This window comes from Dickeya dadantii NCPPB 898, assembly GCF_000406145.1.
GTDB lineage: Bacteria > Pseudomonadota > Gammaproteobacteria > Enterobacterales > Enterobacteriaceae > Dickeya > Dickeya dadantii.
The window spans coordinates 2871211-2896237 of record NZ_CM001976.1; the positions used below are offsets into that span (position 1 = coordinate 2871211).

At 58.4% G+C, this 25027-nt stretch carries 20 protein-coding genes and 1 other RNA gene; 6 read left to right on the plus strand and 15 right to left on the minus strand.

Annotated features, from left to right (window positions below; genetic code table 11):
- Positions 1-4: 4 nt before the first annotated feature.
- Positions 5-241: a major outer membrane lipoprotein gene (locus DDA898_RS13090; protein ID WP_012769424.1), complete on the plus strand. Its 237-nt coding sequence runs from the start codon at positions 5-7 to the stop codon at positions 239-241.
- Between the two features lie 229 nt (positions 242-470).
- On the opposite strand, the gene DDA898_RS13095 is transcribed toward DDA898_RS13090, so the two are convergent.
- The 7 genes from DDA898_RS13095 to sufA all read right to left on the minus strand — a co-directional run bounded on the left by DDA898_RS13095 (position 471) and on the right by sufA (position 7434).
- Positions 471-1469, minus strand: coding sequence for a L,D-transpeptidase family protein (locus DDA898_RS13095; protein ID WP_013318357.1), 999 nt, complete (start codon positions 1467-1469; stop codon positions 471-473).
- Between the two features lie 242 nt (positions 1470-1711).
- On the minus strand, positions 1712-2128 hold the full coding sequence (gene sufE, locus DDA898_RS13100) for a cysteine desulfuration protein SufE (protein WP_038911415.1): 417 nt from the start codon (positions 2126-2128) through the stop codon (positions 1712-1714).
- Between the two features lie 83 nt (positions 2129-2211).
- On the minus strand, positions 2212-3450 hold the full coding sequence (sufS, locus tag DDA898_RS13105; RefSeq protein WP_038911416.1) for a cysteine desulfurase SufS: 1239 nt from the start codon (positions 3448-3450) through the stop codon (positions 2212-2214).
- Entirely contained in the window at positions 3447-4739 is a 1293-nt protein-coding gene (sufD, locus tag DDA898_RS13110) for a Fe-S cluster assembly protein SufD (protein ID WP_038911418.1), read from the minus strand. The genes sufS and sufD overlap by 4 nt, the downstream gene beginning before the upstream one ends.
- A complete protein-coding gene (sufC, locus tag DDA898_RS13115) occupies positions 4714-5460 on the minus strand; it encodes a Fe-S cluster assembly ATPase SufC (protein WP_022633952.1) in 747 nt (248 codons plus the stop codon). The genes sufD and sufC overlap by 26 nt, the downstream gene beginning before the upstream one ends.
- Before the next feature lie 88 nt (positions 5461-5548).
- Complete coding sequence (gene sufB, locus DDA898_RS13120) at positions 5549-7048, minus strand: Fe-S cluster assembly protein SufB (RefSeq protein WP_038911419.1); 1500 nt, start codon at positions 7046-7048, stop codon at positions 5549-5551.
- 14 nt (positions 7049-7062) lie between these two features.
- Entirely contained in the window at positions 7063-7434 is a 372-nt protein-coding gene (sufA, locus tag DDA898_RS13125) for a Fe-S cluster assembly scaffold SufA (RefSeq protein ID WP_038901469.1), read from the minus strand.
- 551 nt (positions 7435-7985) lie between these two features.
- Between sufA and DDA898_RS13130 the strand changes: the two genes are divergently transcribed.
- The gene (locus DDA898_RS13130) at positions 7986-8387 is read left to right on the plus strand and encodes a hypothetical protein (RefSeq protein WP_022633955.1); all 402 of its coding nucleotides are present in this window, start codon (positions 7986-7988) and stop codon (positions 8385-8387) included.
- A gap of 70 nt (positions 8388-8457) precedes the next feature.
- On the opposite strand, the gene DDA898_RS13135 is transcribed toward DDA898_RS13130, so the two are convergent.
- Both DDA898_RS13135 and ydiJ read right to left on the minus strand, forming a co-directional pair.
- The gene (locus tag DDA898_RS13135) at positions 8458-8880 is read right to left on the minus strand and encodes a hotdog fold thioesterase (protein WP_038911420.1); all 423 of its coding nucleotides are present in this window, start codon (positions 8878-8880) and stop codon (positions 8458-8460) included.
- On the minus strand, positions 8880-11939 hold the full coding sequence (ydiJ, locus tag DDA898_RS13140) for a D-2-hydroxyglutarate dehydrogenase YdiJ (protein ID WP_038911422.1): 3060 nt from the start codon (positions 11937-11939) through the stop codon (positions 8880-8882). Before ydiJ ends, DDA898_RS13135 begins: the two co-directional genes overlap by 1 nt.
- A gap of 352 nt (positions 11940-12291) precedes the next feature.
- On the opposite strand from ydiJ, the gene ydiK reads away from it, so the two are divergent.
- Both ydiK and rprA read left to right on the plus strand, forming a co-directional pair.
- Positions 12292-13395 carry an AI-2E family transporter YdiK gene (ydiK, locus tag DDA898_RS13145; protein ID WP_038901472.1) on the plus strand — a complete coding sequence of 368 codons (1104 nt, stop codon included), beginning with the start codon at positions 12292-12294 and terminating at the stop codon, positions 13393-13395.
- A gap of 233 nt (positions 13396-13628) precedes the next feature.
- Positions 13629-13739: antisense sRNA RprA (rprA, locus tag DDA898_RS22390), an RNA gene on the plus strand.
- 159 nt (positions 13740-13898) lie between these two features.
- On the opposite strand, the gene ppsA is transcribed toward rprA, so the two are convergent.
- On the minus strand, positions 13899-16277 hold the full coding sequence (ppsA, locus tag DDA898_RS13150) for a phosphoenolpyruvate synthase (protein WP_038911423.1): 2379 nt from the start codon (positions 16275-16277) through the stop codon (positions 13899-13901).
- A gap of 316 nt (positions 16278-16593) precedes the next feature.
- On the opposite strand from ppsA, the gene ppsR reads away from it, so the two are divergent.
- Positions 16594-17415: a posphoenolpyruvate synthetase regulatory kinase/phosphorylase PpsR gene (gene ppsR, locus DDA898_RS13155; RefSeq protein ID WP_038911424.1), complete on the plus strand. Its 822-nt coding sequence runs from the start codon at positions 16594-16596 to the stop codon at positions 17413-17415.
- Between the two features lie 184 nt (positions 17416-17599).
- Positions 17600-18652, plus strand: coding sequence for a 3-deoxy-7-phosphoheptulonate synthase (locus DDA898_RS13160; RefSeq protein WP_038901475.1), 1053 nt, complete (start codon positions 17600-17602; stop codon positions 18650-18652).
- Between the two features lie 119 nt (positions 18653-18771).
- On the opposite strand, the gene rmf is transcribed toward DDA898_RS13160, so the two are convergent.
- The 5 genes from rmf to DDA898_RS13180 all read right to left on the minus strand — a co-directional run bounded on the left by rmf (position 18772) and on the right by DDA898_RS13180 (position 25025).
- On the minus strand, positions 18772-18939 hold the full coding sequence (rmf, locus tag DDA898_RS22395) for a ribosome modulation factor (RefSeq protein WP_012769408.1): 168 nt from the start codon (positions 18937-18939) through the stop codon (positions 18772-18774).
- A 303-nt stretch (positions 18940-19242) separates the two neighbouring features.
- Complete coding sequence (gene pqiC, locus DDA898_RS13165) at positions 19243-19806, minus strand: membrane integrity-associated transporter subunit PqiC (protein ID WP_038911425.1); 564 nt, start codon at positions 19804-19806, stop codon at positions 19243-19245.
- Complete coding sequence (gene pqiB / locus DDA898_RS13170) at positions 19803-21449, minus strand: intermembrane transport protein PqiB (protein WP_038911427.1); 1647 nt, start codon at positions 21447-21449, stop codon at positions 19803-19805. Before pqiB ends, pqiC begins: the two co-directional genes overlap by 4 nt.
- Entirely contained in the window at positions 21436-22704 is a 1269-nt protein-coding gene (gene pqiA, locus DDA898_RS13175) for a membrane integrity-associated transporter subunit PqiA (protein WP_013318373.1), read from the minus strand. The genes pqiB and pqiA overlap by 14 nt, the downstream gene beginning before the upstream one ends.
- 386 nt (positions 22705-23090) lie before the next feature.
- Positions 23091-25025: an ABC transporter ATP-binding protein gene (locus tag DDA898_RS13180; protein WP_038911428.1), complete on the minus strand. Its 1935-nt coding sequence runs from the start codon at positions 25023-25025 to the stop codon at positions 23091-23093.
- Between the last annotated feature and the right edge of the window lie 2 nt (positions 25026-25027).

Below are 25027 nucleotides of genomic sequence, written 5' to 3' on the forward strand. Positions count from 1 at the left end.
AATAATGAATCGTACTAAACTGGTACTGGGCGCGGTAATCCTGGGTTCCACTCTGCTGGCTGGTTGCTCCAGCAATGCTAAACTGGATCAGCTGTCTTCTGACGTTTCTTCTCTGAACGAAAAAGTATCTGCTCTGACCAGCAAAGTTGACGCTCTGGCTACCGACGTGCAGGCTGCTAAAGATGACGCAGCTCGTGCTAACCAGCGCCTGGACAACCAGGTTCGTACTTACAAGAAGTAAGAACTGGTTGAATGAAAAATGGCGCACTTTGTGCGCCATTTTTTTTGCTCTTCTCTTTGCTCTTATCACACCCTCTTCCTGAGCGTGCCGCCTAACCGAACACTGCTTTACCTAACATCGATTTACCGAGCATCGTCTTACTAAACATCGTTTTACTAAACATCGCCTTGCCAAAAACACGCCTGATGTGTCAGAACGCCCGCTGATGGCGTCCTGACACAGGTGGTGATTAGTGCGTCGGGGATGTCACCACCGCCGATATCGGCGCCCCCTGCTGTTGCAGCGCCGGCTGATGAGGAACGTTCTGCCCGGTATTGACCAGCACCGGCATGCCGGAACGGCGCACAATGGCGTGTTGAGCCGCTTCGGCGTCGGTATCGTCATGGTGGATAAAGGCTTTCACCTTCTGGTTCAGCGCAATCGGCATGGTCTGCGGATCGTCCTTATCGGTTCGCGACAACGGCTGATGCACTTCCACATAGCGTTTCCCGTCAGGTTCCACCGCAATCTTGATCGGTTCATTGATGATCTGTACCCGGGTACCTACCGGCGCGTCATTAAATAGCGCTTCAATATCTTCCGGGCGCAGGCGGATACAACCGGAACTCACCCGCATACCGATACCAAAATCGGCATTGGTGCCATGAATCGAATACACGCCGCCGCTTTTCTCCAGCCGTAACGCGAACAATCCCATCGGATTATCCGGCCCACCTGGCACCATCGCCGGCAACGTGATCCCTTGTTCCTTATAATGGCGCCGTGTATTGGCGGTGGGGATCCAGGTCGGGTTTGGGCGCCGCTCAATAACATGGGTCACCATCACCGGCGTATTACGGCCAAGCTGACCGATACCGATCGGATAGACGATCACCGTATTTTTCCCTTTCGGGAAATAGTACAACCGCAGTTCCGCCAGATTGACCACAATCCCCTCACGTGGCGTATCGGGCAGCAGCATCTGCAACGGAATGGTCAGGTTTGAGCCGGGCTTGGGCAGGTAGGGGTCGGTGCCGGGGTTGGCTTCCAGCATGCCGAGCAGGCCAATTTTGAATTTGGCGGCGATGGTTTCCAGCGGGTGCCCGTCATTGGGTACGGTATAGGTAATATTTTCCCCGATCAGTCGACTGTCAGGGGGTGGCAGAGGATATTCCGTCGCACTGGCAGGCTGCATGCCCGCCAGACAGGAGGTAAACAATAATCCCACCAAAGTAAGCGCACGTTTCATTATCGGTTTCCTGTTTTACTGCTGAAGATCGGGTGAGCGCCAGAGCGCAACACAGGGTTACGCCCTAACAAAGCGCGGGTGAATCGCCGTTGGCAGACACCTTCTTTCTTATTTCTTATCAATAGGTTGAATCTCTTTTCATCATTGGAGGTTCCCAAGGATAAAAGCAGGGTAGCAGGAAATCCACCGGATGGATTCTGAAATGTGACGTATCAGGGCACGGGAACCGCGCCCTGCGGGCGTTATATCAATGCGGACGCACGCGCTCGTACGGCGCGCAGCATGGCTTCCAACCCTTGCGATCGTGATGGCGTCAGGTGCTGGGTCAGCGCCAGCGACGCGAAGAAAGGACGCACGTCCAGCTCGACAATCTCCCGGGCGGACAGCCCCTGATACAGGCTGAATACGATGGCAATCAATCCCTTGACGATTGCGGCATCGCTATCGCCGTGCAGCACCACTTTGCCCTGCTCATCACTTGCCAGATCGATCCACACCTGACTCTGGCAGCCGGATACCCGGTTGCCGTCCTGACGCTGCGCGTCGCTCAGCGGCGTCAGACCGGCGCCCAGTTCAATGATATAGAGGTACTTCTCTTCCCAGTTGCTGCAACGGGAAAAATTCCGCAGTAATTTCTGCGGATCCGGCAGTTGCGCCATAACCCTTTTCTCCATAACCATTCGCGCCGTAACCATTTGCGCCGTAACAATGCTCCAGAAACCATCACTTTTCTGTCGTCGGCTTACTCGCCCAACAGACGATGTATGCGGTGCAGTCCCGCCACCAGGCGGTCAATCTCATCCTGGCAGGAATAGAGCGCCAGCGATGCGCGGCACATGCTGGGCACGCCATAACGGCTCATCAGCGGCATGGCGCAATGGTGGCCGGTGCGAATGGCGATGCCGTACTGGTCGAGAAAGCTACCGACGTCAAAGGCGTGGTGGCGCCCCAGATTGAAAGCGATCACCCCCTGACGATGCGCCGGGCCGTACAGGCGGAGCGTCGGCACTTCGGCCAACGACGCCAGCGCATAGCGCATCAGCAGGCCCTCATGCGCCTGAATCGCATCAACCCCCAGCGCGGAGACATAATCCAGCGCCGCCCCCAGCCCGATAATCCCGGCGACATGCGGCGAGCCCGCCTCAAAGCGCCACGGCGGATCGGCATAGGTGGTGCCCTGCGTCAGGCTGACGTCGCGGATCATGGCGCCGCCGCCTTCCCACGGCGGCATTGCCTGCAGCAGTTCGCTTTTGCCGTACAGTACGCCAATGCCTGACGGTCCGTACAGCTTATGGCCGGAAAACGCGTAGAAATCGCAATCCAGCGCCTGCACGTCCACGGCCTGGTGCATCACCGCCTGCGCGCCATCCACCAGCACTTTCGCCCCGCAGGCATGCGCCTGACGGATGATCTCCGCCAGCGGGTTAACCGTACCCAGCACGTTGGAAACCTGCGTCACCGCCACCAGCCGGGTGCGTTCATCCAGTAACGCCGGCAGTTGCGCCATGTCCAGTTCGCCGTCATCGGTGATCGGCAGTACCCGCAGCGTCAGCCCACGCGCCTGCGCCAGCATTTGCCAGGGCACAATGTTGGCGTGGTGCTCCATTTCGCTGATCACCAGGTTATCACCGGGCTGAAACGCGGTACGCCCGTAACTGTTGGCCACCAGATTGATGGCTTCGGTGGTGCCGCGCACAAACACGATGTCTTCCGCCGAAGCGGCATGAATAAAGGTGGCGACCTTCGCCCTCACCTCCTCCATCGCGCTGGTGGCGCGGGCGCTCAGCGTATGGATGCCACGGTGCACCGCCGCGTACTCGTGCAGGTAGAAATCCCGTTCACGGTCGATAACCACCAGCGGTTTCTGCGCGCTGGCGGCGCTGTCCAGGTAGGCCAGCGGCTGTCCGTTGACCGATTGCTGCAAAATCGGGAAATCCGCCCGCACCCGATCGATAGGATAATGTTCGACAGGATAATTCACGCTATTTCTCCTCCCAGTGCCTGCAGACGCTGGGCCACTCGCTCCAGCACCGCATCACGCAGCGCGTCATAGCGGATCGCCTCCGTTAGTTCGGCGGCAAACGCGAAGATAATCATCTGTTGCGCCGCCTGTTCGCCGATACCGCGTGAACGCAGATAAAACAATTGCTCTTCGTCGATGCGCCCGACCGTCGCGCCGTGGCTGCATTTCACGTCATCGGCGTAGATTTCCAGCTGAGGTTTGGTGTCCACCTCAGCCAGTCGCCCCAACAACAGGTTGTTGTTGGTCATCTTGCCGTCGGTCTTCAGCGCGCCGGGCGCCACCTTGATCAGCCCGTTAAACACGCCGCGCGCCCGATCGCGCACAATCGCCTTATGCAACTGGCGGCTTTCGCCGAACCCCTGATTGTGTTCCAGATACGTACGGGTATCGCACACCTCGTTGCCGGTCGGCACCATCAGGCTGTTCATCGACAGCGTCACGCCTTCGCCGTTCATCTGCGCGCTGGTGTGATGGCGGGTCAGCCCGGCGCCCAGCAGAAAACTGTGGCTGTGCAGTTGAGCGGCCCGCGCCAGACGTAAATCATTGTGGGCGAAGTGATAACTGTCGGCGGCTTCGAACCCCAGCTTGTAGTGCTCGGTGCGGCTGTTTTCACCCGCGTCGATAGTCAGGCGCGCGCCGCTAAAGTGAGCGGCGCCTTCCAGACTGGCGTAATGCTCTATCAGCGTCGCGCTGGCGCCTTCGCCGATGCGCGCATGATGGCGATAATGCAGCGTGTTGAGCGCCGCCGGCCGGCCACTGCTGATATGCAGCAGATAGAGCGGCTTCTCCGCCGTCACGCCGTTGTCGACCTGAATCAGCGTCTGTTCCGCCGCCAGGCTTTCCGTCAGGTGCAAAAACACCTCCGGCTGAATTGGCGGCAAACCAGACTGCCGCCGGGCCGACGGAATCACCGCCACCTGATACGGCCCGGTGTCGGCGTCGCTCAACGCACGGCTGTAGCGCCCGTCGACAAACACCAGTCGCCAGCCATCGACCGGCAACGCCAGCGCGTCGCGCTGCGCCGACGTGACCGCGCTTTCGGTCGCTGCCGTGGCGAATTCATGCTCAAGCAACCGCTCCAGCGGCGTATATTTCCAGTGCTCCAGCTTGCGGTGGGGAATCCCCAGTTGCATGACCTGTTGCCAGTGCTGCCGCGCCTCATCGGCGCGCGGTGCCGCGGTGTCGAACAGGCGTTGCCACTGTTGCAGCGCCTGTTGCGCTTTACTGTTGGTCGGTAAGCCAGCCATAGCCCTGCTCCTCCAACTGTTTCACCAGCGAGAAATCCCCGGATTTCACAATCCGCCCCTGATAGAGCACGTGCACGTAATCCGGCCGAATGTAATCCAGAATGCGCTGGTAATGGGTGACAATGATGAAAGCGCGCTTGCCGTCGCGCAGCGCGTTAACGCCGCCGGAAACGATTTTCAGCGCGTCGATGTCCAGCCCGGAGTCGGTTTCATCCAGAATGCACAGTTCCGGCTCCAGCACCGCCATTTGCAGGATATCGTTGCGTTTTTTCTCGCCGCCGGAAAAACCGACGTTGACCGAGCGCGTCAGCAGGTCGTCCGGCATGTTCAGCAACCGGATTTTGTCGTCGATGAAATCTTCAAAGTCGAATCGGTCCAGCGTCGGTTGCTGGCGATAGGCGCGCACGGCGTTCAGCGCGGTTTGCAGGAAAAAGCGATTGCTGACGCCGGGGATCTCCACCGGGTACTGAAACGCCATGAAGATCCCTTCGCCGGCCCGTTCCTCCGGCGACAGTTCCAGCAGATCTTTGCCCTTGAAACGCAGCGAACCGCCGGTGACCTCATAGTCCTCACGCCCGGCCAGCGTGGCGGACAGCGTGCTCTTGCCCGAGCCGTTCGGCCCCATGATGGCGTGGACCTCGCCCGGATTGACCTGTAGGTTCAACCCGTTGATGATCGGTTTGTCTTCGACGCTGACGTTCAAGTTTTCAATCGTTAACATACTCTTACCCTTCCGGCGTCTTACCCGACGCTCATGATTATCGGCACCGCAACGCGGTGCATGGCGTGCCGTGGCGTTGGCGCATTCATCAGCCCACACTGTGTTCGAGGCTGATGGACAACAATTTCTGGGCTTCCACCGCGAACTCCAGCGGCAGCTCCGAGAACACGTCTTTGCAGAAACCGTTCACGATCATCGAGATGGCATCGTCTTCACTGATGCCGCGCTGCAGGCAATAGAACAGTTGATCCTCGCCGATACGCGAGGTGGTGGCTTCGTGTTCCAGCTGCGCGCTGTTGTTTCTCACCTCCACGTAGGGGAAGGTGTGCGCGCCGCAGTCACCGCCGATCAGCATCGAGTCGCACTGGGTGAAATTGCGCGCGTTGGTGGCGCTGGGCATGATCTTCACCAACCCACGATAGGTGTTCTCGCTGTGCCCGGCGGAAATCCCCTTGGCGATGATGGTCGAACGGGTGTTCTTACCGATATGGATCATCTTGGTGCCGGTATCCGCCTGCTGGTGGCCGCTGGTCAGCGCCACCGAGAAGAACTCACCCACCGAGTAGTCGCCGCGCAGGATCACGCTCGGGTATTTCCAGGTGATCGCCGAGCCGGTTTCCGATTGCGTCCACGACATGCGCGAATGGTCGCCGGCACACAGCGCGCGTTTAGTCACGAAGTTGAGAATGCCGCCTTCGCTGCCCTGACCGGCGAACCAGTTCTGCACCGTGGAATATTTCACTTCGGCATTTTTGTTGACGATCACCTCCACCACCGCCGCATGCAGTTGGTAACTGTCGCGCACCGGCGCCGAACAACCCTCGATATAACTGACGTAGCTGTCGTCGTCGGCAATCAGAATGGTGCGCTCGAACTGACCGGTCTTGGCGGCGTTGATGCGAAAGTAGGTCGACAGTTCCATCGGGCAACGCACCCCTTTCGGGATGTAAACGAAGGTACCGTCCGAAGCCACGGCGGCGTTTAACGCGGCAAAGAAATTGTCGTTGGCAGGCACCACCGTGCCCAGATACTGGCGCACCAGCTCCGGATGCGCCTGAATTGCTTCGCTGAACGAACAGAAGATAATGCCCTGCTGCGCCAGCTCATCCCGATAAGTGGTGGCGACGGACACCGAATCGAAAATGGCGTCGACCGCTACGTCTTTACCCTCCCGTACCGGTACGCCCAGTTTGTCGAAAGCGTCTTCCACCTCGCGGGTTAGATAATTACCGTGAGCGGCATCGCCGGCCGGCTGTTGCTGCGCGCCCGGCTGGGAACCGCAGTTGTCGTCGCACTGCCCGCAGGAAGGCGCGGAGTAATAGCTGTAGTCCTGATAGTTCAGCCGCTCATAGTGCGCCTTCAGCCAGTGAGGTTCTTCCATCTGCAACCAGGCACGATAGGCGCTGAGTCGAAACTCTAGCATCCACTCCGGTTCATTGCGTCTGGCGGAAATCGCCCGCACCACGTCTTCATTGATGCCATGGGCCAGTTGATCCATCGCCAGCTCGGTGAAAAAGCCTTCTTTATAACGGCCGTCATCGAGCCAGGTCTGGACATCGTCGGATACGTCTACATTGCTACGCGCCATAATCGTGTCGCCGCTTAAAGCCCAAAACTTTCGCCACACCCACAGGCATGGCGGGCTTTTGGGTTGTTGAATTTGAATACCTGATTGATGCCTTCCTGCACAAAATCCACTTCCGTACCGTCGAGAAACGGCATCGCCTTGAGCGGAATGAACAGCCGCGCGCCTTCGCGCTGATAGAGCCGATCGGTGGGATCAGGCTGATGTACCAGTTCCAGTACGTAACCGAACCCCGCACAACCGGACTGTTTAACCGCCAGCCGAATGCCCTGCACCGATTCATCCCGTCGCATCAGGTTACTGATATGGGCCACGGCGCTATCGGTCAGCGTCAATCCCTGCCATGCCTGTTCGTCCAGTGAAAAAGTTTCTACATCGTGCGTTTGCATCGGGATCACCTCGTTTGCTGTTATTGCCCCCCTGCACGGCAGGCTGTGATACCGACCGCATGACATCCGTTTTCTTCCGGTTGATTGATTCGGATATCGATACTGTCAGGACTCATACAATGTTAATGATAATTATTACTACATCAACCGTGTGATTGTGGGGCTTTTCTCAATTAATTGTGGGGCTTTTCCCGGTTACAGGTTCAAAACGTGCCATTCGCAACCGGTGTTTTCGCCGCTCGCCGCCCCGAAAACCAATAACTGACTATTGATATAGCAAAAATTGATAATTTATACCTATGGTTTTACCTGTTAGTGCTATCAACATTTTCTTATCATCAGTATAACACTCCTGAATCAGTCTATTTTCTGAACACCTGTGCCATGCAAAAAATTCTCCGCTGAAGGCACATGGCGATAAATCCGGCGCATCTCATGCAGAAAATGTGATCGCGATCGCCTCTTACCGGCAAATGCGCGCCGGAAACGTTGCGCGATGAGGCGCTTAAAAATATGATAATGATTCTTATTTAATATGTGAGGTGCCGGACATGTTCCCGTTCAGAGCCTGGTTGCAGACGCAGATTGATGACTACCGGCGACAGTTGCGTAATGCCACGATGGAGTTTTATCTGGCGGAGTTATCGCTGGAGCGGGATGACGGCGAGATTGGCGAATTGCGGCACTACTACCTGACCGGTGTGCAAATGGCGGAACTGAGCCAACAGCAGGGCGACGAAAACAGTTACCTGTTCAGCCTGATCAAGATCCACCAGCGTTTGATTCATGAAATCAACAATACCGAGCGCGACCACTTATTCCGGGTGCAGAGTTACTACTTTGCACGCCAGACGTTGCAGCACATTTGCACCCAGTTCAGCCTGATGGGTAACTGGGACAAAGCCACCGCCTTCCAAACCGATTTTATGCAGCGGGTGGCTTTTATCCCCTGATGTCTACGCAGTGTAAGGGGCAAGCCCTGCCGGGCCAGACGCTCGACAGGGAGTGATGAATGGCGGGAGATCAGGCATCCGGCGTGATCACCGCCGTGGTTAGCCGTGAGGTGCAACAGAGCCGGTCACGGCTGTCAAAAATATCAATCTGCCAGACCTGCATCCGTTTGCCGGTGTGCAGCGCGCGGCACACGCCGCGCACCTCGCCTTCCGTCACCGCGCGCAGGTGGTTGGCGTTGATTTCCACTCCCACTACCCGCTGCTCGCCCTCCGAACACAGATAGCCGGCGATCGACCCCAGCGATTCCGCCAGCGCTACCGATGCGCCGCCATGCAGCAGCCCGAAAGGTTGACGCGTGCGATGATCCACCGGCATCACGCCTTCCAGCGTATCGTCGGTCAGGCGCGTCATACGGATGCCGATATGGCCGGCCATGCCGTCGACCGCCATCTGATTCAACTGCTCAATATCTACGTTACGTTTCCACAGCATCACACCAGCTCCAGCAACGCCTGCAACGGATGTTTCAATCCACGCCCTTCCATACGCTTAACCTGACTGCGGCAGGAGTAGCCGGTGGTCAGACAGCGCGCCTGCGGCAACCGTTGCAGGGACGGCTGCCAGGAGAGAGCATAGATCCCCTGAGAGTGCGCCAGATTGCGGGTTTCATGACCGTAAGTGCCCGCCATGCCGCAACAGCCGACGCTAACGTTTTCCAGCCGGGCGCCGAAATGGGCGAAAATGGCCGACCACTGTTGCCCGCTGGCCGGCAGCGCCGTGGTTTCAGTGCAGTGACCGAACAGATACCACGGCTCGTCGCGCAGTGCCGCAGCGCGATCGTCGCGGCTGGTCAATAGCGCCGTCAGCCATTCATGCACCAGTTGCACCTGAAAATCGCCGCGCCGATCGCCCAGCACTTCCCGGTATTCATCCCGATAGCACAGCACCAGCGCCGGATCCACCCCCACCATCGGCAGCCCAAGACGAGACACCCGGTTGAGGAATTCCGCGGTTTTACCGGCGGTTTTGGCGAAGCGTTGCAGGAACCCTTTGATATGCTGCGGCTTGCCGTTCGGCGAAAACGGCAGCAGCACCGGCCGCAATCCCAGTTTTTCCACCAGTCGGACGAAATCCGCCACTACCTGCGCGTCGTAATAGCTGGTAAACGGATCCTGCACGATCAGCACATGATCGGCGCGCGCCTGCGGCGACATCTGTTCCAACTGCTCCAGCGTGGTGGTCATCACCCGGTGGCCGACAAATTGCCGGCGCAGCGACGGCGCCGACAGCAACGGCAAATCCACCATGCCGATGAGCTTGCGGCTCACCGCATTGACCCACGGCTGGCGCAGGAAAAAGTTGAAGGTTTTCGGGCTGTGCGCCATCAGCGGAGCGTAGCTTTCCACGCCGGCCACCAGATAGTCCCGCGCCGGGCGCAGATAGCGGGTGTGGTACAGCTGCAGGAAGCGTGCGCGAAAACCGGGAACGTCAATCTTGATCGGGCACTGAGTGGAGCAGGCTTTGCAGGCCAGACAGCCGGACATCGCCTCCTTGACCTCATGCGAGAAGTCATACACGCCCTGACGCGCGGCCAGCGTGTTGCGGGTTTTGGCGATCAGCCCGCGGAAACTAACGCGCTGGTGCGGCAGCGCATTTTCCAGCGCCAGCGGATCCACGCCTTGCTCCGACAGCAGGCGCAGCCACTCGCGCACCAGCGTGGCGCGACCTTTGGGCGAATGGATACGGTTGCCGGTGATTTTCATCGACGGACACATCGGGCTGCGGGTATCGAAGTTGAAGCACAGGCCATTGCCGTTGCACTCCATCGCGCCGCGGTACGCGGTGCGCACCGTCAGCGGAATCTGCCGATCGTAGGTGCCGCGTTTCACCGCATCCACCTTCATCATAGGCGCGTCTACGCCCAGCGGCGCACAAATCTTACCGGGGTTGAGACGATTATCCGGGTCGAACGCCGCCTTGACCCGGCGCAGCTCTTCATACAGTTCCGGCCCGAAGAACGCCGGGCTGTATTCGGCGCGGAAACCTTTGCCGTGTTCGCCCCACAGCAACCCGCCGTATTTGGCGGTCAGCGCCACAATCTGATCGGACAACTGCTTCATTAGCACTTCCTGCTGCGGGTCGCACATATCCAGCGCCGGGCGCACATGCAACACGCCGGCGTCCACATGGCCGAACATGCCGTAGCTCAGATTGTGGCTGTCCAGCAGCGCACGGAATTCGACGATGTAATCCGCCAGATGCTGAGGCGGCACGCAGGTGTCTTCGGCAAACGGAATCGGTTTCGCCTGCCCTTTGCTGTTGCCCAGCAGGCCGACCGCTTTCTTGCGCATGCCGTAAATACGTTCGATGCCCGCCAGCTCACGGCAAACCTGATAGCCGATCACCCCCGCCTCGCGGGCCGCCAGTAGCCCATCAAGACGTTCGCACAACGACGCCACCTGTCCGTCGATCAGCGGTTCGTCGTCGCCGGCGAACTCGACGATGTTCAGCCCCAGCATCTCTTCGCCGGGCACATCGGTAATCAGTTCGCTGACCGAGTGCCACACGATATCTTCGCGCGCCAGATTCAGCACCTTCGAGTCCACCGTTTCCACCGACAGCGCCCGCGCTTCCACCATGAACGGCGCGCTGCGCAACGCGGAATCGAACGAGTCGTATTTGACGTTGACCAGCCGCCGCACCTTGGGCAGCGGCGTGATATCCAGCTTCGCTTCGGTGATGAACGCCAGCGTCCCCTCGGCACCGGTCAGGATGCGGGTCAGGTCAAACGTTTGCATGTCATCGCTGAACACATGACGCAGGTCGTAACCGGTCAGGAAACGGTTCAGTTTGGGGAATTTTTCTACAATCAGCTCACGGCGTTCACGGCAGCGATGCAATACGGTGTGATAAATACGGCCGATCGGCGAATTGTCCTGCGCCAGCTGTTCCGCCAGCGCCACCGGCATCGCCTGGGTATCCAGCAGTTCGCCGCCCGGCAGTACCGCGCGCAGCCCCAGCACATGGTCCGAGGTTTTGCCGTACACCAGCGAGCCTTGCCCCGAGGCGTCGGTATTGATCATACCGCCCAGCGTGGCGCGGTTACTGGTGGACAACTCCGGCGCGAAAAAGTAGCCGAACGGCTTCAGGTACTGGTTCAGTTGATCCTTGATGACCCCGGCTTCCACCCGTACCCAACCCTGTTCCGGGTTGATTTCCAAAATACGGTTCATGTAGCGGGACATATCCACCACAATCCCGTGATTGAGCGCCTGCCCGTTGGTGCCGGTGCCGCCGCCGCGCGGCGTGAAGACCAGCTCGCGAAAGCGCTCCTCATCCGCCAGGCGGGCCAACAGCGCCACGTCGGCGGTAGAACGGGGGAAAACCACGGCGTCCGGCAGCAGTTGATAAATACTGTTATCCGTCGCCATCGTCAGGCGATCGGCGTACTGGGTGGCGATATCGCCGGTAAAACCATTTTGCTTCAAGGCTTCCAAAAAGCTCAGCACCGGTTGAACGATTCCCGGCGCTTGTGTGATCTGTGGGATCATTATGTGTTGACCCTGTCCGTGCGAGAGGTGTTTGCCAATAAACTATTTGCCAATAAACTAAATGCCGACAGGCGGCGCGTCGGCCATCAGCGGCCCCTTCGTTTTATCACATTTCCCCCGGCGATGCGTTAATGGAGCAAGAAAAACTTAGGGTTGTGGCGGCAGGCGCCTCCCGCGGCATAACGCTGACGATTGCCCACCCGGTCAGGAATCACTGTGCAAACCAGCGGAAATCACGCATGATGAATTCTGGCTTAAATCCTTCGCATTATCAGCCATCAGGGACGACAGCCAGCCCCGTTTTCATCATTTTGCATTAGGCCTATCGCCTGAATTAACGAGGTAACCTCTCTTGATGAAACAATCTCAGTCACAGCGATTCGATCTCGCACGAATCCTGTTCAGCTTGTTGTTTATTGGTATTCTGATTATTGCCTGTTTCTGGGTGGTGCAACCGTTCATCCTCGGCTTTGCCTGGGCCAGTATGGTAGTCGTCGCTACCTGGCCGCTATTAATCCGTCTGCAGCAGATGCTGTGGGGATCCCGCTCGCTGGCGGTGCTGGTCATGACCCTGATGCTGGTGCTGCTGTTCGTGTTCCCAACCTCAATTCTGGTCAGCAGCGTGATCGACAACGCCTCGAATCTGATCAGTTGGATCGGCGCGCAGGGGCGGATTACCCCGCCGGAACTCGACTGGCTACAGTCCATCCCGTTGGTGGGCGCCAAGTTGCACAGCAGTTGGCATTCGCTGGCGCACAGCGGCGGCCCGGCGCTGATGGCCAAAATCCAGCCCTACATCGGTCAGACCGCGTCCTGGGTAGTGTCGCAGGCGGCGCACATCGGCCGTTTCCTGATGCACTGTGCCCTGATGGTGCTGTTCAGCGTGTTGCTATACAGCAAAGGGGATCAAGTCGCGCTGGGTGTGCGCCGTTTCGCCATTCGCCTCGGGCGTCAGGGCGGCGACTCGGCGGTGATTCTGGCGGCGCAAGCCATTCGGGCGGTCGCGCTCGGGGTGGTGGTGACGGCGATTGTGCAGTCGGTGCTGGGCGGTATTGGTCTGGCGCTGGCCGGAATTCCCTACACCACGCTGCTCACGGTGCTGATGTTCCTGTCCTGCGTGGCGCAAATCGGCCCGCTGACGGTGCTGATTCCCGCCATTATCTGGCTTTACTGGAGCGGCGATACCACCTGGGGCACCATCCTGCTGATCTGGAGCTGTGTGGTTGGCACGCTGGACAACATCATCCGTCCGTTGCTGATCCGTATGGGCGCGGATTTGCCGATGTTGCTGATCCTGTCCGGCGTGATCGGCGGCCTGCTGGCATTCGGCATGATTGGGCTGTTTATCGGCCCGGTGGTGCTGGCGGTATCTTATCGCCTGTTATCGGCCTGGATGAAAGAGTCGCCGGAACCGCCGCCGATCCGCGCCATTCCCCATCACCACAAAAAGCTCTGATTTCCACTTTCATCTCCCGGTGTACGACGCACCGGGAACATTCCTAATATGTAAGATAATTTTATATTTTTAGGAAACTTCTCAGCCAATACTCATCATTTATGGCAGTTAATCTGCCATTAGATCAATTTTCATGACAAAAATTCTTGCATGACAAATCTATTATTCAAAAATAATTAACCATTAGGATGATTCCTAATGACTCCGATCGCCCCAAAACCTAGTATTCATACCCGGAGCTATTGTTAACGTAATGTTTGTCAGTGAGGTTTCTCCTCGTCAGAGCTAGTAACGAATTGCTGTGTGTAGTCTTTGCCCATCCCCTGAGGTGGGCCTTTTTTTATCTGCCGCTTTATCCCTTCTCCGTGCTGTTGCACATGCTGCATTTTTTTCTCTCACCGGCTTCTTCGCTCACGCTATCTCGTATCGCCAGGGCATAAAAAAACCGCCCGGCGCAGTGCGGCGGGCGGTGGGTATGATTCAATCAACGTCAAATAAACGGCTTAGCGCTTCTCCGCCAGACTCAGCCAGGTCTGCACCACGGTATCCGGGTTCAGCGACAGGCTATCGATGCCTTCATCCATCAGCCAGGCGGCGAAATCCTCATGGTCGGACGGCCCCTGACCACAGATCCCGACGTATTTACCCTGCTTTTTCGCCGCGCGAATCGCCATCGCCAGCAGCGCTTTCACCGCGTCATTACGCTCGTCAAACAGTTCGGACACCACGCCGGAGTCGCGGTCCAGCCCCAACGCCAGCTGCGTCATGTCATTCGAGCCGATAGAGAAACCGTCGAAATGTTGCAGGAACTCCTCCGCCAGCAGCGCGTTGGACGGAATTTCGCACATCATGATGATTTTCAGACCGTTCTCGCCACGTTTCAGCCCCTGACTGGCCAACTCGGCCACCACGGCTTCCGCCTGCGCCACGGTGCGCACAAACGGGATCATCACTTCAACATTGGTCAGCCCCATGCCGTTGCGCACCCGCTTCACCGCCTCGCACTCCAGCGCAAAGCAAGCACGGAAGTCCGGCGACACGTAACGGCCGGCACCACGGAAACCCAGCATCGGGTTTTCTTCTTCCGGCTCATAGCGAGCGCCGCCCAGCAGGTTGGCGTACTCGTTGGACTTGAAGTCGGACAAACGCACGATTACGCGCTTCGGCCAGAATGCCGCCGCCAGCGTCGCGATGCCTTCCTTCAGCCGTTCGATGTAGAACTCGACCGGGTCGTCGTATCCCTGCATCAGGGTACGGATTTCACGCTGCAGTTCCGGCGTTTGCTGTGCAAACTCCAGCAAGGCGCGCGGATGCACCCCGATCATGCGGTTGATGATGAACTCCAGCCGCGCCAGCCCTACCCCTTCGTTGGGCAGGCAGGCGAAATCGAACGCCCGATCCGGGTTGCCGACGTTCATCATAATTTTCAGCGGCAGCGACGGCATAGCATCCACCTGCGAGCTTTTCACGGTGAAGTCCAGCAGGTCGTGATAGACGTAACCGGTGTCGCCCTCGGCGCAGGATACCGTCACTTTTTGGCCGCTTTGCAGCCGCTCGGTGGCGTCGCCGCAGCCCACCACCGCCGGGATACCCAGTTCACGGGCGATGATCGCCGCATGACAGGTCCGCCCGCCGCGGTTGGTGACGATCGCCGCCGCCTTTTTCATGATCGGTTCCCAGTCCGGGTCGGTCATATCGGTCACCAGCACGTCGCCGGCATTCACCCGATGCATTTCACTAATGTCATGGACGATCTTCACTTCGCCCGCGCCGATGCGATGGCCGATGGCACGCCCTTCCACCAGCACCTTGCCGCCGGCCGGCAAATGATAGCGCTCCATCACCTGACCGTTGGAACGCACCGTCTCCGGACGCGCCTGCACGATATACAGCTTGCCGGTGTGGCCGTCTTTGGCCCATTCGATGTCCATCGGACGGCCGTAGTGTTTTTCAATCAGCAGCGCCTGATGCGCCAGCGCCTGTACTTCATCATCGCTCAGGCAAAAACGGGTGCGCTGCGCCTCTTCCACATCCTCCACCCGCACCTGCTTACCGTGCTCCTGCGTGGCGGCGTACACCATACGGATTTTTTTCGATCCCATATTGCGGCGCACAATCGACGGCTTGCCATTGAGCAGCGTCGGTTTGTGCACATAAAACTCATCCGGGTTGACCGCGCCCTGCACCACCATCTCACCCAGCCCCCAGGAAGCGGTAATAAACACCACCTGATCGAAGCCCGACTCGGTATCCAGCGTAAACAGCACGCCGGAAGACGCCAGATCGGAACGCACCATGCGCTGCACCCCGGCGGACAGCGCCACGCCGCGGTGGTCGTAGCCCTGATGCACGCGATAGGAAATGGCGCGATCGTTGAACAGCGAAGCAAACACATGCTTCACCGCCACCATCACGGCATCAATGCCCTGTACGTTAAGAAAGGTTTCCTGCTGGCCGGCGAATGAGGCGTCCGGCATGTCTTCCGCGGTGGCGGAAGAACGCACGGCGAACGACGCATCCGGCTCACCGTCCGCCAGTTGCTGGTAGGCGTCGCGGATTGCCTGCTCCAGCTCCGGCTGGAACGGTGTATCGATGACCCACTGACGGATCTGCGCGCCGGCCTTGGCCAGTTGGCCGACATCGTCGGCATCGGTATGGTCCAGCAGTTCATAGATACGCTGGTTGATGCCGCTTTGGTTGAGAAAGTCATTAAACGCCTGGGCGGTTGTCGCAAAACCATTCGGAACCGACACCCCAAGTTCCGACAGATTGGTGATCATTTCCCCCAGAGAGGCATTTTTGCCTCCCACCCGCTCAACGTCGTGCATACCAAGCTGGTTATACCACAGGACATTACGCATATCAGGGCCGTTGTTAGACATCGAAAATAATCCTTTTTGCATACAGTTAGGATGTGAAGAATTAGGGTGTGAAATATTGCGCCATGAATGAGTTTTGGCTCTATGAGCGTAGCACAGGGTTTCAAAAAGGACGGAAAGGTGAATCGATCAACCTGGTGAAAAAAAGAGGAATTCAGAGTTTTGGATTGCTAAAAGTCAGAAAAATCCCAATATTGTAGAATAATACCATCTTAATCATGAAGATAATGAAATAGTGTTTTAATAAAAATGTCAGGAAACACCTGATTTTTGGCACAAAAGTCTTATGATAGCCAGCGAAGGCATTGGAGGAGTTGGTATGGAAAGAAGCGTATTTTATGTGTCCGACGGCACCGCCATTACGGCGGAAGTGCTGGGTCATGCCGTCATGTCCCAGTTTCCGGTTAGCACCGTCAGTTATACCCTGCCGTTCGTCGATAATGAAGCCCGGGCGGCAGCCGTCCGCGAACAGATCGATACCTTGTACCACCAGAGCGGCATTCGCCCGCTGGTGTTCTACTCCATTGTCACGCCGGCTATCCGCGATATCATCGTCGGCAGCGAAGGATTCTGTCAGGACATCGTGCAGGCCCTGGTGGCGCCGCTGCAGCAGGAACTGAACGTGTCGCCGATGCCGGTGGCCAATCGTACCCACGGACTGACCGCCAACAACCTGACCAAATACGACGCGCGTATCGCCGCGATCGATTACACGCTGGCCCACGACGACGGCATCTCGTTGCGCAACCTCGATCAGGCGCAGGTGATCTTGCTGGGGGTTTCCCGCTGCGGCAAAACCCCGACCAGCCTTTATCTGGCGATGCAGTTCGGCATCCGGGCCGCCAACTATCCCTTCACCGCCGACGATATGGACAACCTGCTGCTGCCGGAGGCGCTCAAGCCTTATCAGCAAAAGCTGTTCGGCCTGACCATCGACGCCGAGCGACTGGCGGCCATCCGTGAAGAACGGCGTGGCAACAGCCGTTATGCCTCGCTGCGGCAATGCCGTATGGAACTGAGCGAGGTGGAGTCGCTATTCCGCCGTAATCAGATCCGTTACATCAACACCACTAATTATTCGGTGGAGGAGATTTCCGCCCGCATTATCGACCTGATGGGCATAAATCGGCGTATGTATTAGCTGTTTTCACTCATCGGAGTAAGGGGTTGGCTGTGATAGACTATCGCCATCGCGGCCAGGCGGACCCGGAAAAACATCGGTGGCCCCACGGCCACCTCCCCGCGCTTTCTGCCAGACCTGATGGTTATTCATAAAAAAGCCTATACCTAACGGGATAGGCGTCACGTACATTCAGAGACTACACATGCAACCAACTGATGAGCTGCGCAGTGAGCGACTTGCCAGTCTGATGACGCCCCATGAGCTGTTGACCGCACTTCCCCTCACGCCGGATGTCGCCGACACCGTCATCGCCTCGCGCGCACGCATAGAACACATTCTTTCCGGGCAGGACCGCCGTTTGCTGGTGATCATTGGCCCGTGCTCCATTCACCATATTGATAGCGCCAGAGAATACGCCCAGCGGCTGGCCGCATTGCGGACGAGATACCAGCACCGGCTGGAAATCGTGATGCGAACCTACTTCGAAAAACCGCGCACCGTGGTGGGCTGGAAAGGGCTGATTGCCGACCCGCAGCTCAACGGCAGCTTCCTGATCAACGAGGGATTGACGCAGGCGCGCCAGTTGCTACTGGATATCAACGCGCTCGGCCTGCCGACCGCCACCGAATTTTTGGATATTGTCACCGGGCAGTATATCGCCGACACCATCAGTTGGGGGGCGATCGGCGCACGCACCACCGAAAGCCAGATCCATCGGGAAATGGCCTCCGCCCTCTCCTGTCCGGTGGGATTCAAGAACGGCACCGACGGCAACGTCCGCATCGCGGTTGACGCCATCCGCGCCGCCCGGGCGCGCCACATGTTTTTATCGCCGGATAAACACGGCCGCATGACGGTGTACCAGACCCACGGCAACCCGTTCGGCCATATCATTCTGCGTGGCGGCAAAACGCCCAACTACGAAGAGCAACACATTGCCGAGGCCTGTGCCGCGCTGCGGGAATTTGCGCTGCCGGAACGGCTGGTGGTGGATTTCAGCCACGGCAACAGTCAGAAGCAATTTCAGCGCCAGTTGACCGTGGCGCAGGCGGTATGCGACCAGATTCGCGGCGGCGCCAGCGCCATCGCCGGCGTAATGGCGGAGAGTTTTCTGGTGGAAGGCACCCAGCCGCTGCACCATCCGGATCAACTGACCTACGGCCAGTCGATTACCGACGCCTGCCTCGGCTGGCAGGACAGCGAACGCCTGCTGGCCATGCTGGCGGATGCGGTGGACAGCCGTTTCACTGACTGACGGAAGGCCGTTCGACGCATCGTTTCCGGGCATCGTTCTTCCCTAAAATCGTTCTCCCCCTGAAAAAGAAAACCTCCGCCGTGGCGGAGGTCGTTCCCTTTTCGATTGACAAGGCGCGATCAGGCAATCGCCGCCCTGTCCTCCATGGCCTCTCGCCAACCTCCCAACCAGTTAGACCGGGCATCGATCGATTGATAAGGACAGAGCTCCTTGGACCGGCCAACGATACCAGCCTGGTAGCCCCGTGAATGCGCCCGTGCCAGACGATCTCTTTTCTGTCTCTTCATGCCTTGTTTCCCTCATTTCGACTCTGGTGGAAAGAAAACAGTGGTTACTTTTCACGCAACCACACCCTATGAATAGCCATTTGGGAGGCGAAGATCAAGGCGCAAAATTCACGCCATTGTCATATTTGTGAACCAGAATAAAGAATTTTCTGTGAGACAAAGCCACATTTTGGGCTAACAGGCTGAGACAAAAACAAAACCCCTGGAAACCGATCGTGATCACAAAAACGAGATCCAGAGGTATTTGCTATAACTCAATTCGTATTGGTATAAAAGCGCCCCGTTTTCTACGTCGAACGGCGATCAGGCGCCGGCCTGCAGGCGCTGGCGTACCTGCTCCGCCACCTGCTGCCAGCCTTTGCCGAGCGCGCCTATCAGTGCGTCGTAGCCGTCTTCGGCCTGCGGCACCTCGATATTGAACGGCTGGGTGATCACGCGTTTACCGCCTTGCAGCACCCATTCGCCGCGAATCACCGCTTTGCCGTCAAACCGCCCCTGAAACGCCGTCACATTGACCTGCAAGCTGGAAGCGTTATCGCTGGCAGCGCCGGTCGCGGCGACATGCCAGCCCGGCAGGCCGTTGCGCAGCGACGCCACCAGCGCCTGCTGCAACTGCTGGTCCAGCGGGCTGGCCCACAGATTATTGGTCGCGATGGTGTAACGTACCGCCGAAGTCTGGAACACGATGCCGTTCCCTGCCAGCGAATCCACCAGAGTGACCGGAGCCACCCACAGCTGACGCCCTTCGGTCGACGCCACCGACACACTGGTGTTCTGCGTGGCGGCAGGCAGTTGATAATAGACTTTCTGCGGGCTGCTACAGGCGCCCAGCAACAACACCAGCCACAACGGCCATCGCTTTATCATGGTTTCGCCTTCTTCGGTTGTGGATCTCGGGCACCCGGTGCCTCGAAGATCAGGGCATTACTCTTGTCGTTCAGGGTACGCAGCAACGGCTGCAATTCACGCAGCGTCTGATCCAAACGCTGCATGTCGCCCACCATACGGTTATACGCCGGCGAACCGGGCTGCACGCCCTGCAGGCTGTGGTTCAGTTCGCGCAGCGTACGCTGCATATCCTCCGGCAACTGCTGCATCGCCTCGCTGTTAGTCAACGTGTTGAGCGATACCAACGTTTTTTGCAGTTCGCGCAGGGTGGACTGGCTTTCCGCCAGCGTCTTCGTCGCCTGTTCCACCATCGGGTTGAGCGGCAGGCTATTGATTTTATCCAGCACCGACATCAGTTTCTGCTGGATCTGCGTCAGGCCGCCGTTAACCGTCGGCAACACCGGGTAGCCATCCATCGACGTCAGCGACGTCACGCGGCCTTTCTGCTGCGGATAAAAATCCAGATCCACGTACAGCGCGCCGGTCAGCAGATTGGCGGTCTTCATCGACGCCCGCATACCAGAGACCGCGCCCTTACTCAGTTCCTGTTCCAGATTGATCTGGTCGCGCAGCCCTTGCTTCAGCCGGCCCGGTTCGATACGTACCAGTACCGGGATGCGGTAATCGCTGTCGAAACTCTGCGGCAGATTGTGCGGGAAGAACGGCACTTCCGCGACGGTTCCCAGCCGGATGCCGCGGAATTCGACCGGCGCCCCCGCCTGCAGGCCGCGTACCGACTCATCGAAAAACAGCAGGTATTCTTTGTACTCGGTATAGAGCGAATCCTGAATGCTGTTCTGATTGTCAAACAGCTGGAATTCGTCGCGCTCATGAGCCGGGTTGCCCACTTCCCAACCGGCAGGCACATCAAAGCTGACGCCGCCGCTTAGCAACGTGCTGAGCGACCCCATTTCCACCCGCATCCCCTGCGCGGACAGATTCAGCGCCACGCCGCTGTCTTTCCAGAAACGAACATTCGCCGTGACCAGTTGGTCATAGGGCGCGGCGACAAACAGCTGATACTGCATCTTTCTGGCCGCAGGATCAAAGTGGCTGGTTTCCACCGATCCGACCCGGTAGCCGCGGAACAGCACCGGATCGCCGGCGGTCAACTGCCCGGACTGCTCGCTGTTGAGAATAATGCGGATCCCTTTGGCGTCCGGCGACGCCAGCGGCGGCGAATCCAGCAGTTTGAAAGCGCGGCTGTCTTCCTTGTTGGACCCCGGCTGAAGCTCGATGAAAGAGCCGGACAACAGCGTCCCAAGCCCGGAGACGCCTTCGCGGCCTATCTGCGGTTTCACCACCCAGAACACCGAATCCTTGCTCAGCAGCTTATCCATGCCGTCGTTAAGACGCGCCTTGATTTCCACCTGCTGCAGGTCTTCGCTCAGCATCACGCTTTCCACCACCCCCACATTCACGCTGCGGCTCTTGATCGCCGTTTTTCCCGCCTCGATCCCCTCGGCGTTGCTGGTGGTCAGCGTGATTTCCGGCCCCTGATGACTCACGTGATAAAACAGAATCCAGGCGCCAATCAGCACGGTCACAATCGGTACAATCCATACCGGCGACCAGCGTTTGATGCTTTCGATCTGCGCCATGCCTTGATTAGTTTTCGTCAACGGAACGCTCCTCTCCTTGCACGTGATGCCGATCCCACAGCAGGCGGGGATCAAAGGTCATTGCGGCAATCATGGTCAATATGACCACGGTGGCAAACAACACCGCGCCGATGGCCGGATAAATGCTCATCAGTCGGCCCATACGCACCATCGCCGACAATACGGCGATGACAAAGACATCGATCATCGACCAGCGGCCGACAAATTCCACGACTTCATACACCAGATGCAGCCGCTCAGTATCGTAACGACGCGAGCCGTGCGCACACCAGCACAACCAGCCCATCGCCAGCATTTTCAGCGTCGGCACCATGATACTGGCGATGAAAATTACCAGCGCCACCGGCCACGAACCGGAATCCCATAGTAAGATCACGCCGGACATGATCGTCGAGGTGATGCTATGACCGAGCGCTTCGGTGACCATAATCGGCATCACGTTGGCGGGCACATACAGCAGCACCGACGTCAGCAACAGCGCCAGCGTCCATTGCAGGCTGTGGCGCCGTCGGGCATGGCCGTGGGTGTGACATCGCGGGCAACGGAGCTCATCGGCGGGCAGGATAGCGCTACAACAGGTGCAGGCGCGTACGCCTTGATCCAACCCGCTGCGGCCGGTTTCCAGCCCCGCCGGCATCGGCGGCGGCGGCGCGACGTCGTCCCACAGCCAGCGGCGATCGAGGCTCTGGAACGCCAGCAGTTGCAACAGGCAAAAAACGATATAAGGGACAAAACTGGCGCCGATACCGATATCGCCATACGACATTAGCTTTACAAAACTGACCAGCACGCCCGCCAGAAAGATCTCCGCCATGCCCCAGCTTTTCAACTGGAATAGCGTCCTGGTGAACAAACGCCGCACCGCGTCAGGCAACGGCGCGCGCAGGCACAGCAGCAGAATCATCGCCATTGAGCAGGCCGGCACCAGTTGAGAAAACAGCAGAAACAGCGTCGCCATGCTGGCATAGTTTTCCGCCACCATCACCCGCGGGATTTCCAGCAGGGTGATTTCGCTGCGAATACCGGCGACGCTCATCGAAACAAAGGGAAACAGCATGGACAGCAGCAGCATGATCAGCGCGCTAAACGCGAAGCTGGCTGGCCGCCAGCGCGGCTCACGCCGACGGCTGGACAACGCGGTTTTACAACGCGGACACACCGCCCGTTGCCCATCCTGCAATGTCGGCAGTTCTACCAGCAAGTCACAGTGCGGACACAGCATGTGCCGGTCATAGTGGTGGTGATGGACACACATTCGCCGCCTCCCGTGGCCTGACGGATAAGAAAAATCGTGACGTTATTGAGACTGGATTGATGGCGGCACCGGCAAGATGACATGCGAGATAAGTCAGCTTGCCTGCGACCACCGTTTATTTGCAACTATCGTTTCGTTGCAACCACGGTTTCTTTGTAATCATCGTTTTTTACAACACGATGCCCGCGCGCCAGAGAGAAGCTCAAACATCGCCCTTCTCTGGCGTCAGGCCCGCGGCTAAACGATGCCCGCGTGACGGTTCACCCGGCTGACCTGCCACGGCACCGGCTTGTGCCGCCGCGGTGTGGTTCATCCGGCGAAGGCGTTCGCCTCAGCAGCGCGTTTACGCCAGAAAGCAACCGCTCCCCGTCAACGCCGGCGATGCCTTAGCCATTCTTTTGGGCTTCGAGCGTTTCCCAACGTTCGAAACAGTCTTCCAACTGCTGCTCCGCTTGCGCCAGCGCCGTCAGCACCGGCTGGGTTTCATCATGCGGCAGGGAAAAGAACGCCGGGTCGTTCATCTGCTGTTGCAGATTTTCAATCTCGTTCTCCAGCACTTCAATACGTTGCGGCAACTGTTCCAGTTCACGCTGCTGGTTATAACTGAGCTTGCCGCCGCCGCGTTTAGCTGGCTGTGCGGCCGGCGCGCTCTGCGCGTTCTCACTGTCGCGGTTTTCTTTCGCCGGTGCGCTTTTTACCGGTAAGGACGTGCGCAACGGCGCGGCGTACGCGCGCTGTTGCTGAGCATCATAATAGCCGCCGACATAGCGGCCAATCAGACCATTCCCTTCAAAAATCCAGCACTCGGTCACCGAGTTATCGACGAACTGACGGTCATGGCTCACCAGCAGCACCGTGCCCTGATAACTTTCCAGCAACTCTTCCAGCAGTTCCAACGTTTCCACGTCCAGATCGTTGGTGGGTTCATCGAGAATCAGCAGGTTGCTGGGTTTCAGGAACAACCGGGCCAGCAGCAGGCGGTTGCGCTCCCCGCCGGACAGCGCTTTGACCGGCGTCATGGCGCGCTTCGGGTGAAACAGGAAGTCCTGCAGATAACCCAGCACATGGCGCGGACGGCCGTTAACCATCACCTCTTGCTTGCCTTCGGCGAGGTTGTCCATCACCGTTCGTTCCGGATCCAACTCGGCGCGATGTTGATCGAAGTACGCCACTTCCAGTTTGGTGCCGCAGTGGATACGTCCGGACGTCGGCGCCAGTTGCCCCAGCATCAGTTTCAGCAGCGTGGTCTTGCCGCAGCCGTTCGGCCCAACCAGCGCGATTTTATCGCCGCGCTGCACCTGGGCGGAAAAACCGGACACCAGCGTTTTGCCGTCCACCTGATAATCAACGTCTTCCAGTTCAAATACGATCTTGCCGGAACGGGACGCCTCTTCCACCTGCATTTTGGCGTTACCCATTACTTCGCGGCGTTCGGCGCGTTCCTGACGCATCGTCTTGAGCGCCCGCACGCGGCCTTCATTACGGGTGCGACGGGCCTTGATGCCCTGACGGATCCACACCTCTTCCTGCGCCAGCTTGCGGTCGAATTCGGCATTCTGCAGTTCTTCCACCCGCAGCGCCTCTTCTTTACCCAGCAGATATTTGTCGTAATCGCCAGGCCAGGACACCATCTTGCCGCGATCCAGATCGACAATGCGGGTCGCCATATTGCGGATAAATGAACGGTCGTGGGAAATAAACACGATGCTGCCGGAAAACGTCTTGAGGAAACCTTCCAGCCAGTCGATGGTATCGATATCCAGATGGTTGGTGGGTTCATCCAGCAACAACACTCGCGGCGCGCTGACCAGCGCGCGCCCCAGCGCCGCTTTACGCAGCCAGCCGCCGGACAGCGCCGACAGCGGCGTGTCCGCCGACAATCCCAACTGTTCCAGCACCTCGTTGATGCGGTCCTCCAGCTTCCACAGCCCCTGATGGTCCAGCACTTCCTGAACCTTCGCCAGTTGGTTCAGGTTTTTCTCGCTGGGGTCTTCCCCCACCAGCCGCAACGCGACATGGTAGGCCTTCAGGTACTCGGCCTGCGCCGCCACGCCTTCGGCGACGAAATCGAACACCGTGCCGGCCACATCGCGCGGCGGGTCCTGCTGCAAGCGCGCCACAATCAGGTCCTGCTCGTACACCAGCCGGCCGTCATCCAGCGGTATTTCCTTCGCCAGAATTTTCAGCAACGTGGATTTGCCGGCGCCGTTACGCCCAACCAGACACACGCGCTCGTTGTCTTCAATATGCAGTTCGGTGTTGTCCAACAACGGCGCATCGCTGAACGATAGCCAGGCGCCGGATAAGCTAATCAATGACATGG

What these genes read in the sequence shown, in the direction of transcription:
- DDA898_RS13090 (WP_012769424.1), top strand. Translation starts at nt 5, where the DNA reads ATGAATCGTACTAAACTGGTACTGGGCGCGGTAATCCTGGGTTCCACT.
- DDA898_RS13095 (WP_013318357.1), bottom strand. Translation starts at nt 1,469, where the DNA reads ATGAAACGTGCGCTTACTTTGGTGGGATTATTGTTTACCTCCTGTCTG.
- sufE (WP_038911415.1), bottom strand. Translation starts at nt 2,128, where the DNA reads ATGGCGCAACTGCCGGATCCGCAGAAATTACTGCGGAATTTTTCCCGT.
- sufD (WP_038911418.1), bottom strand. Translation starts at nt 4,739, where the DNA reads ATGGCTGGCTTACCGACCAACAGTAAAGCGCAACAGGCGCTGCAACAG.
- sufC (WP_022633952.1), bottom strand. Translation starts at nt 5,460, where the DNA reads ATGTTAACGATTGAAAACTTGAACGTCAGCGTCGAAGACAAACCGATC.
- sufB (WP_038911419.1), bottom strand. Translation starts at nt 7,048, where the DNA reads ATGGCGCGTAGCAATGTAGACGTATCCGACGATGTCCAGACCTGGCTC.
- sufA (WP_038901469.1), bottom strand. Translation starts at nt 7,434, where the DNA reads ATGCAAACGCACGATGTAGAAACTTTTTCACTGGACGAACAGGCATGG.
- DDA898_RS13130 (WP_022633955.1), top strand. Translation starts at nt 7,986, where the DNA reads ATGTTCCCGTTCAGAGCCTGGTTGCAGACGCAGATTGATGACTACCGG.
- DDA898_RS13135 (WP_038911420.1), bottom strand. Translation starts at nt 8,880, where the DNA reads ATGCTGTGGAAACGTAACGTAGATATTGAGCAGTTGAATCAGATGGCG.
- ydiJ (WP_038911422.1), bottom strand. Translation starts at nt 11,939, where the DNA reads ATGATCCCACAGATCACACAAGCGCCGGGAATCGTTCAACCGGTGCTG.
- ppsA (WP_038911423.1), bottom strand. Translation starts at nt 16,277, where the DNA reads ATGTCTAACAACGGCCCTGATATGCGTAATGTCCTGTGGTATAACCAG.
- ppsR (WP_038911424.1), top strand. Translation starts at nt 16,594, where the DNA reads ATGGAAAGAAGCGTATTTTATGTGTCCGACGGCACCGCCATTACGGCG.
- DDA898_RS13160 (WP_038901475.1), top strand. Translation starts at nt 17,600, where the DNA reads ATGCAACCAACTGATGAGCTGCGCAGTGAGCGACTTGCCAGTCTGATG.
- rmf (WP_012769408.1), bottom strand. Translation starts at nt 18,939, where the DNA reads ATGAAGAGACAGAAAAGAGATCGTCTGGCACGGGCGCATTCACGGGGC.
- pqiC (WP_038911425.1), bottom strand. Translation starts at nt 19,806, where the DNA reads ATGATAAAGCGATGGCCGTTGTGGCTGGTGTTGTTGCTGGGCGCCTGT.
- pqiA (WP_013318373.1), bottom strand. Translation starts at nt 22,704, where the DNA reads ATGTGTGTCCATCACCACCACTATGACCGGCACATGCTGTGTCCGCAC.
- DDA898_RS13180 (WP_038911428.1), bottom strand. Translation starts at nt 25,025, where the DNA reads ATGTCATTGATTAGCTTATCCGGCGCCTGGCTATCGTTCAGCGATGCG.